At 67.1% G+C, this 6,961-nt stretch carries 7 protein-coding genes; 5 read left to right on the top strand and 2 right to left on the bottom strand.

What is annotated here, in order from left to right; all coding sequences use genetic code 11:
- The coding region (locus BN11_RS23545) for a hypothetical protein (RefSeq protein WP_048696379.1) at nt 1–195 on the top strand (195 nt) is incomplete at its 5' end.
- A 200-nt stretch (nt 196–395) separates the two neighbouring features.
- Here BN11_RS23545 and BN11_RS07795 read toward each other — a convergent pair.
- Nucleotides 396–599: a hypothetical protein gene (locus BN11_RS07795; protein ID WP_048696377.1), complete on the bottom strand. Its 204-nt coding sequence runs from the start codon at nt 597–599 to the stop codon at nt 396–398.
- Nucleotides 600–654: 55 nt separating this feature from the next.
- Between BN11_RS07795 and map the strand changes: the two genes are divergently transcribed.
- On the top strand, nt 655–1,518 hold the full coding sequence (gene map / locus BN11_RS07790; protein WP_048696375.1) for a type I methionyl aminopeptidase: 864 nt from the start codon (nt 655–657) through the stop codon (nt 1,516–1,518).
- Between the two features lie 87 nt (nt 1,519–1,605).
- On the opposite strand, the gene panB is transcribed toward map, so the two are convergent.
- On the bottom strand, nt 1,606–2,475 hold the full coding sequence (gene panB, locus BN11_RS07785; RefSeq protein ID WP_048696373.1) for a 3-methyl-2-oxobutanoate hydroxymethyltransferase: 870 nt from the start codon (nt 2,473–2,475) through the stop codon (nt 1,606–1,608).
- A gap of 376 nt (nt 2,476–2,851) precedes the next feature.
- On the opposite strand from panB, the gene BN11_RS07780 reads away from it, so the two are divergent.
- The 3 genes from BN11_RS07780 to BN11_RS23540 all read left to right on the top strand — a co-directional run.
- On the top strand, nt 2,852–5,041 hold the full coding sequence (locus BN11_RS07780) for an immune inhibitor A domain-containing protein (protein WP_201329244.1): 2,190 nt from the start codon (nt 2,852–2,854) through the stop codon (nt 5,039–5,041).
- A 175-nt stretch (nt 5,042–5,216) separates the two neighbouring features.
- Complete coding sequence (locus BN11_RS07775) at nt 5,217–6,554, top strand: glutamine synthetase family protein (protein ID WP_048696370.1); 1,338 nt, start codon at nt 5,217–5,219, stop codon at nt 6,552–6,554.
- A gap of 96 nt (nt 6,555–6,650) precedes the next feature.
- Nucleotides 6,651–6,961, top strand: a 311-nt coding sequence (locus BN11_RS23540; RefSeq protein ID WP_048696368.1) for a hypothetical protein, incomplete at its 3' end; no start/stop codon positions are given.

Raw genomic sequence — 6,961 nt, 5'->3', positions numbered from 1 at the left:
CTCGGCGCGTCGGGCCGGCTGGCGGCGGGATTCGCGCCCACGTCCACGGCATACGGTGACGCCTTGCCGCTGCGCGACTACGACCGCGCGTGCGCCGCAGCCGATCTGGCCTACGAGGCGCGGTATGCCGACTGGTCCGCCGCGCGCTTCGTCGCCGGCGGGTGCTTCGCCGTCAGCGTGCACCGCCGCCGGTGACATCTCGACGGGGTAAAAAGATATCTCGGTGGTGAGGGCCAAGTCCAAGTGCTGCAAGGCCAAGCCGCGCTGCAAGAAGTGCCCGATCGCGCTCAAGCGGCTCGCCGACGCCGGCTATTACCGGCCTGGACAAACGCTCATACGAACTGCTCGTGAAGCCCGGCACGGAGGCGGTCAAGACCGCCCGGGCGACGTAGGGACTACCAGGAGTCGCCGGTGGCTGCGGCCCCCTTCTCCTCCCACTCCTTGTCCTCGTCGTCCCAGGTCTTGGTCCGCTCGGCCGCCAGCGCCAACGCCTGCGAGGCCTCTTCCTCGGTCTCGTAGGGACCCATCACGTCATCGCCCTGGGACTTGTTGTCGTCGTTCTCGACCGCGCCGGTGACGATGTTGTACCAGAAAGCCATCGGGTGTCCTTTCGTGTGGGCCGCACGCCGGCGTGCGGTGCTTAGACTCCACCGTATGCCGTTGACCTACGCAAGCGTGGCCCCGGGTGTCGTCTCTTCGCGCCGCGCCGTGCCCGCCTCGATCGCCCGGCCGGAGTATGTCGACCGGCCGGCCCCGGCTCCCTACCGCGGGCCGGAGGTCAAGGACGAGGAGACGATCGCGAAGATGCGGGTCGCCGGCCGCATCGCGGCGCAGGCGATGGCTGCCGCGGCCGACGCGATCGCGCCCGGGGTGACGACCGACGAGTTGGACGTCATCGCCCACGAGTTCCTGCTCGACCACGGCGCCTACCCCTCGACGCTCGGCTATCGCGCCTTTCCCAAGTCGATCTGCACGTCCGTCAACGAGGTGGTGTGTCACGGCATACCCGACTCGCGGCGGCTCGAGGACGGCGACATCGTCAATATCGACATCACCGCCTTCATCGGTGGGGTGCACGGCGACACCGACGCGACCTATCTGGTGGGGGAGGTCGACGAGGAGTCGCGGCTGCTCGTCGAGCGCACCCACGAGGCGATGATGCGGGGGATCAAGGCGGCCGTTGCCGGGCGACCGATCAACGTCATCGGCCGCGTCATCGAGTCCTATGCCAAGCGTTTCGGCTACGGCGTCGTGCGCGACTTCACCGGCCACGGCATCGGCACGGCCTTCCACAGCGGCCTGATCATTCCCCACTACGACGCGGCTCCCGCATACGGCACCGTCATCGAGCCCGGCATGACGTTCACGATCGAGCCCATGCTCAACCTCGGAACTTACGAGTGGGAGATGTGGGACGACAAGTGGACGGTCGTCACGAAGGACCGGCGCCGCTCCGCCCAGTTCGAGCACACGATCCTCGTCACCGACCACGGCAACGAGATCCTCACCCTCCCGTAGAGGTAGAACGTTCTCTCAACCCGTCGAGGGTGCACGACGCGCCGTAAAGGTCGACTCATGACGGCGCGTCGTGCGCTTTCGACCGGGTCACTCGAGGAAGGAGTGCTCCTCGGCGGGGAAGGTGCCGGCGGCGACGTCGGCGGCGTAGGCCTTGGCGGCATCACCGAGGGTGGTGCGTAGATCGGCGTACTTCTTGACGAACCGGGGTGCGCGGCCGCCGCGCAGGCCGGCCATGTCCTGCCACACGAGCACCTGGGCATCGCAGTCGGGGCCGGCGCCGATGCCGACCGTCGGGATCCGCAGCGCCTTGGTGACCTCGGCAGCGGCGGGGGCCGGCACCATCTCCATGACGATGGCGAAACAGCCGGCATCCTGCAGTGCGAGCGCGTCGTCCATCAGCTTCTCGGCGCCGGCGCCGCGGCCTTGCACCTTGTAACCGCCGAGCACGTGCTCGCTCTGCGGGGTGAAGCCGATGTGCCCAATGACGGGGATGCCGGCCCGGACGAGCAGTTCGACCTCGGGCACCATCGGCGCCCCGCCCTCGAGCTTGACGGCGTGGGCGAGGCCCTCCTTCATGAACCGGGTGGCGGTCGCGAGGGCCTGCTCGGGGGAGGACTGGTAGGCGCCGAACGGCAGGTCGGCGACGACCATGGCGCGCTTGGCGGCCGAGGTGACGGCCCGGCACAGCGGCACGAGATGATCGACCGTCACCGGGACCGTGGTCTCGAAGCCGTAGACATTGTTGCCCGCCGAATCGCCAACGAGGAGAACGGGAATGCCAGCCTCGTCGAAGATCTCCGCGGAATACATGTCGTATGCCGTGAGCATCGCCCACTTCTCGCCCTTCTCCTTCATCGTGAGCAGATGAGGGATCCGGACGCGACGCTGCGGTGCGGCCTGGGCGCCGGTTCCGTAGGGGGCGGTGGTCTCGGGGGCGGGCGCCGGGGTTTCGCTCATAACGCCGATCGTATGCCGCGCAGACACGACGCAGGGCCCCGCCCACGGTGGTGGGCGGGGCCGGTTGTCGCCGTCGTTTTCGGGCCGAACGGTCCGCGTTATCAAATCGTGACGTGAATTCTACGGTCGTGCTGTCTTCCTGCCGGAAAACGCCGGCTCCCGGGGGTAGCACGCCAGGACCTTTCGTGCTTGCCTAACCCCCGGGTCACCCGACCGGTGATCCAGACCAGCACCTGGGAGGAAGTAACACGTGAGAAAACGTCACGTTGGAGCTGTGTCCGGGATCGCCATTGCGGCGCTCGCCCTGACCATTGCTCCGAGCACGGCGCAGGCCGGGCCCAGCCCCGCGCCCGCAGCGGGCTCCGCGGATGGAGCCATGAAGACCCGTCGGGGCGGCGACAGCTTGCCCAACCCGCTCGCCGACGCGCAGTCCAAGCTGCGTGAGGAAGCGGTCGCCAAGCTGCTGTCCGGCGAGGCCAAGCTCGAAGGCAGCGGCGCGAGCCGGACCATCAAGATCCCGGGCAACACCAGCCCGCAGGCGCGCGGCACGGATGCAGCGAAGGGCCGCTGGGTCTGGTACCCCGTCAACCGCGAGGAGAGCATCTTCTCGATCCTGACCGACTTCGGCAGCAAGACCATGGCCGCCACCGGCGGAACGCCCGGTCCGTTGCACAACCAGATCCCCGAGCCCGACCGCAACTGGGACGGCAGCGCCACGGATGACAACAGCACCTACTGGAAGCCGGACTTCAACCGTTCGCACTACCTGAACATGATGTTCGGTCCGGCTCCGTCCTTCCGGGACTTCTACCAGAAGCAGTCCCAGGGCCGCTTCCTCGCCAAGGGTGACGTCTCCAACTGGGTCAAGGTGCCCTACAACCAGGCCCGCTACGGCAGCAACGAGATCAGCGAAGCCGACGGCTACTGGAACTACATCAAGGACACCGCGACCGCCTGGTTCAACAGCCAGAAGGCCATGGGCAAGACGGACGCCCAGATCAAGACCTACCTGCGCCAGTTCGACAAGGTCGACCGCTACGACTACGACGGCGACGGGGTCTACCTCGAGCCGGACGGTTACATCGACCACTTCCAGGCCATCCACGCCGGCGAGGGCGAAGAGGCCGGCGCGAGCCCGGACGCCATCTGGAGCCACCGCTGGTATGCCTTCTCCACCAACTATGGCGTGACCGGCCCCAGCTTCAACAAGGCCGGCGGCGTCCCCCTGGGCAACTCCGGCATCTGGATCGGCGACTACACCACGGAGCCGGAGAACGGCGGCCTCGGCGTCTTCACGCACGAGTTCGGCCACGACCTCGGCCTGCGCGACTACTACGACACGGCCGACGGCACCGGCATGGGCAACAGCACGGCGTTCTGGTCGCTGATGTCCTCCGGTTCGTGGCTCAACGACGGCAACCCGGACATCGGCACCAAGCCCGGCTACATGGGCGCCCACGAGAAGCTCATGATGGGCTGGCTCGACTACAAGCTGGTGCAGTACGGCCAGAACACCGACGTCAAGCTCGGCATCGCCAACAAGGACGCCCTGCACATGCCGCAGGCCGTCGCGGTGCTGCTGCCGAAGCGCACGCACATCGAGAACTACAACAAGCCGTATGCCGGAAACTACGAGTGGTGGAGCGGCTCGGGTGACGATCTGCAGAACACCATGTCACGCGCGCTCGACCTGACCGGCGCTTCCACCGCATCGCTGAACATGATGATGTGGGCCGAGATCGAGGAGGACTACGACTACCTCTACGCCGAGGTCTCCACCGACGGTGGCTCGACGTGGAAGTCGGTCTGGAGCTACACCGGTGTCAACCCGAAGTGGGTCCCGGTCAGCATCAACCTCAATGCTTACGCCGGTAAGAAGGTCGACTTGCGCTTCCGTTACGGCACCGACGGCGGGCTCGCCGAGGCCGGCGCCTTCCTCGACAACATCGTCGTCAAGAAGGGCTCGACGACCGTGCTGTCCGACGGCGCCGAGAACGGCGACAACGGCTGGACGCTCAAGGGCTTCAAGCGCACCACCGGCACCGAGAAGGTCCAGTCGACGAACTACTACCTCGCCGAGAACCGGATCTACAACGGCTACGACCACACGCTGCGCGACGGCCCCTACAACTTCGGTTGGGCCAACACCAGGCCGAACTGGGTCGAGCGCTTCCCCTTCCAGAACGGCATGCTGGTCTGGTACGTCGACAACTACTACGCCGACAACAACACCTACACCCACCCGGGTGAAGGCTTCGCGCTTCCCGTCGACGTCCACCCCGAGCTGATGGCGATCGCGGGCAGCCCGCTCACCAACCGCCGCAGCTCCTATGACGCCACCTTCGGCGTCGAGAAGACCGACGTCGTCACGCTGCACAAGAACGGCGTGGCCAAGACGTGGGGCGCCAAGATGGGTGTTCGCACCTTCGATGACACCAACCCCAACCGCTACTGGAGCGCGGGCAACCCGCAGAACTCCGTCAAGGTCGCGGGCACGGGCACGAAGATCACCGTCAAGAAATCGCTCAGCCGCGGCTGGGTCCTGGACGTGGCGGTCCGCTTCTGACCCACCGGCCGCCACCCGCAGTGAGCGGGAGGTGACCACCTGAGGGGCCCGGGATGCGCATGCATCCCGGGCCCTTCGTCATAGCCGACGCCTCGTCATACCGGACACCGCGTCATACCCGCGCCGCAGGCACCCGGTTAACAGGCGCGTAACACGCCTGCGGTTGGATGGCCGTATGGATCGTCAGCAGGAGTTCGTCCTGCGCACCATCGAAGAGCGGGACATCCGGTTCGTGCGCCTGTGGTTCACGGACGTCCTCGGCACGCTGAAGTCGGTGGCCATCGCCCCGGCCGAGCTGGAGGGGGCGTTCGCGGAGGGCATCGGGTTCGACGGCTCGGTCATCGAGGGGTTCGCCCGCGTCTTCGAGTCGGACATGCTCGCCAAGCCCGACCCCGCCACCTTCCAGGTGCTCCCGTGGAGAGGCGACACCCCCGGCACGGCCCGCATGTTCTGCGATATCACCTTGCCCGACGGCACCCCGAGCATCGCCGACCCCCGCAATGTCCTCAAGCGAGCCTTGGCCAAGTGCTCGGACATGGGCTACACGTTCTACACCCACCCCGAGATCGAGTTCTTCCTGCTCAAGCGGGGCTACGAGCCGGGGGTCAAGCCCGAGCCGATCGACAACGCCGGCTACTTCGACCACGTGCACACCGGTGCCGCGCAGGACTTCCGGCGCACCGCGATCTCGATGCTCGAGTCGGTCGGGATCTCGGTCGAGTTCAGCCACCATGAGGGCGCCCCGGGGCAGAACGAGATCGACCTGCGGTATGCCGATGCGCTCACCACCAGCGACAACATCATGACCTTCCGCACCATCCTCAAAGATGTCGCCTACGAACGCGACATCTACGCGACCTTCATGCCGAAGGTGTTCGCCGATCACCCCGGCTCGGGCATGCACACGCACATGTCGCTCTTCGACGGCGACACCAATGCCTTCTTCGAGGCCGGCGCCGACTATCAACTCTCCGCTGCTGCCCGGCAATTCATCGCCGGCATCCTGCATCACGGCGCCGAGATCACCGCGGTCACCAACCAGTGGGTCAACTCCTACAAGCGACTGTGGGGCGGGGGCGAGGCGCCCGCGCACCTGACGTGGGGGCACAACAACACCTCCGCAATGGTGCGCGTGCCGATGTACAAGCCCGACAAGGGCAACAGCACCCGCATCGAAGTGCGCACCATCGACCCGGCCTGCAACCCCTACCTCGCGTATGCCGTGCTGCTCGCCGCCGGCCTGAAGGGCATCGAGGAGGGCTACGAGCTGCCACCGGAGGCCGAAGAGGACGTCTGGAGCCTGACCCAGGGCGAGCGGCAGGCCCTCGGCATCGCACCCCTGCCCGGGTCGCTGCACGACGCGATCACGATCATGGAACGCAGCGACCTCGTCGCCGAGACCCTCGGCGAGCACGTCTTCGACTTCTTCCTGCGCAACAAGCAGCAGGAGTGGGCCGACTACCGCCGCCAGGTCACCGAGTTCGAACTCGCGCGATACCTCGACCGGTTGTAGTTCTGTGGTCCGCCGGCCCGGGTTCGCCCGGGCCGATGTCTCTTCCTCACCCCGCTTCGTGTTGGTCGCGGCGGTGGCCGCGGATAGGTTTGGCGTATGCGGGAGCGCACCGAATCCGCCACGGCCGCGTTGGCGCGGCTCGGGTTCGCCGACCCCGGAAATGCCGAGCGGCTGGTCGCCGATCCGGCGCTGACCGGGCTGATCGACCCGCTCGACACCGACTTCGACGACGGGGTCGTCGAGGCGCTCGGCGACGTCGCCGATCCGGATTTGGCGCTGCTGACCCTCGTGCGGCTCATGGAGGCCCTGCGCACGCGGATCGGCTCCAACCCCGACGACGAGAGCCTGGGCAAAGAACTCCCCGCCCTCATCGCGACGCTGCGCCGGCCGGGTGTCGGCCGGGACCG

This window comes from Nostocoides australiense Ben110, from assembly GCF_001050535.1.
Lineage (GTDB): Bacteria > Actinomycetota > Actinomycetes > Actinomycetales > Dermatophilaceae > Nostocoides_A > Nostocoides_A australiense.
Note: the sequence above shows the minus strand (reverse complement) of the source record. Positions and strands in the feature narration are given on the sequence as shown.